Origin of the sequence: Bacillus sp. JJ1773 (assembly GCF_036962035.1) — a bacterium.
Taxonomy (GTDB): Bacteria; Bacillota; Bacilli; order Bacillales; family Cytobacillaceae; genus Cytobacillus.
The window spans coordinates 160,928-163,284 of the sequence record NZ_JBALNX010000043.1; the positions used below are offsets into that span (position 1 = coordinate 160,928).

Genomic DNA, 2,357 nt, shown 5'->3' on the forward strand with positions numbered 1-2,357 from the left:
TCATAAGCCAATCCGTCAATAAGGTTAAAAAACAACCTTCTTGCCGGCTTGTCTTATGCTTGTCGGGGCTGATCAAGCCGCTTGAGCTTTTCGGGTAAGGGAGGAATGGAATCGTGACTAAAAGAGATCTCCTTTTAGAAGTAGGATTAGAAGAAATGCCAGCAAGATTTGTTACAAATTCGATGAATCAGCTTTCAGATAAAATCCAAGCTTGGTTATTAGAAAAAAAGATAAACTTTGACCATATTGATGCTTTTTCTTCACCGCGTAGGTTAGCGGTTCTCGTATCAGGTGTAGATGAATCTCAAGAGGATGTTCACGAGGAAGCAAAGGGTCCAGCAAGAAAGATTGCGATTGGTGAAAATGATGAATGGTCAAAGGCAGCTATTGGCTTTTGCCGTGGACAAGGGGCTAGTGTAGACGATATTTTCTTTAAAGAAATAAATGGTGTTGAATATGTCCATGTGAAAAAATTTATTCAAGGCCAAGAAACTATAACTTTGCTGGCGGAATTGCAGCAAATTATAACAGCTATGACATTCCCGAAAAACATGAAATGGGCTAATAATGATCTTCGGTACGTCCGTCCCATTAAATGGCTGCTTGCGTTATTCGGTAATGAAGTGATCCCATTTTCAATCACAGCGGTAGAGACATCCAATTGGACACTTGGTCATCGTTTCCTTGGAGACAAAATTGACATACATGAGCCAAAAGATTATGAAAAGGCTATGCTTAGTCAATATGTGATTGTTGATCCTGTTGAAAGAAAAAGCGCAATTACTGCACAAATAGAAACAATCGCCGAGGAAAATAATTGGGTCATTCCAATTGATGAAAATCTGCTAGAAGAGGTTACGAACCTTGTTGAGTACCCTACAGCTCTTTTTGGACGCTTTGAAGAAGAGTTTTTAGAAATTCCTGAAGAGGTTTTAATAACTTCTATGAAAGAGCACCAGCGTTACTTTCCTGTCAAATCAAAGGAAGGAAAGCTGCTTCCCTTCTTTGTGACCGTTCGAAATGGCGGGCATGAACATTTAGAAAAAGTAGCTAAGGGGAATGAAAAGGTACTTAGAGCAAGATTATCTGATGCAGCCTTTTTCTATAAAGAAGACCAAAAAACTGAAATTGAAGATTCATTAAGTAAGCTAAAAGCTATTGTCTATCATGAAGAAATCGGTACACTTGCTGAAAAGGTAAATCGTGTTCGAAAACTAACAAATGAGATAGCTGATAAGCTAGATTTTAGCACAGAAGATAAAGTAGCTGCCGACAGAGCTGGTGAAATTTGCAAATTTGACCTTGTAACAAATATGGTTTACGAATTTCCAGAATTACAAGGTTTTATGGGTGAAAAGTATGCTTTGCAAAAGGGAGAAAAACCTGCAGTTGCTAAAGCCATAAATGAACATTATATGCCAAGGAATGCTGATGACAGTACCCCAGGAAGCCATGCAGGTGCTGCACTGTCAATAGCAGAAAAAATGGATACAATTGCCGCTTGCTTTGCTATTGGCATTATCCCAAGCGGTTCACAGGATCCATATGCACTAAGACGCCAAGCTACAGGTATTGTTCAGACTCTAATAAATAAAGAGTGGGATTTGTCTTTAGAAAGTCTAATTGATTCTGCGTTAGCCTTAGTTGAAGAGGCTGGAATTGCTAAGAAATCTAAATCAGAACTTGCCGGAGAATTAATTGCATTCTTTAAACTAAGAATTAAGCATATCCTTCAAGAAAAGCATGTGCGGTATGATTTAATTGAAGCAGTTCTAGGCAATGAAATTGGTGCACTCCCATCCCTAGTAAGAAGAGCTGAAGTATTAGAAACTAGAAAAGAGGATAATGGCTTTAAGGAAAGCATGGAGGCTTTAAGCCGAGTTTTAAATATTTCATCTAAAGCTGAAAATCCTAGTGAAGTTAAACCTGATTTATTTGAAAATGAATTTGAAAAAAATCTGTACAATAAATATATGCTTGTCAAAGAAAAGTTTACTGCTCATACTTCAGAAAGTGACAAATTTGGTTTGCTCATATCTATGAAGCCTGAAATCGATCAATATTTTGATAACACGATGGTCATGGCAGATCATATAGAACTTCGGCAAAACAGGCTAAATCAAATGGTTTTACTGGCTGAATTGATTAAAAAGTTTGCAAATGTAAACGAAATTATTGTTAAATAACGTGGGTTTTCCATTTGGAGCCTGTTTCCAAAAGACAGGCTCCTTCCAATAAACTCCTGCCTTAATACTCATTTCTTTTCATTTATTCTAAATAGTATATAATAATTTTATAAAAGTATAACATTTTTGGTATTTGTCTAGCTCCAGCGCCAACCCCCGACGTACAGGACG

1 protein-coding gene is annotated in these 2,357 nt (G+C 37.3%); it reads left to right on the forward strand.

All coding sequences use genetic code 11. The features are described from left to right. Nucleotides 1-113 precede the first annotated feature (113 nt). The gene (gene glyS, locus V7127_RS12810) at nucleotides 114-2,186 is read left to right on the forward strand and encodes a glycine--tRNA ligase subunit beta (RefSeq protein ID WP_335486550.1); all 2,073 of its coding nucleotides are present in this window, start codon (nucleotides 114-116) and stop codon (nucleotides 2,184-2,186) included. Nucleotides 2,187-2,357: the final 171 nt, after the last annotated feature.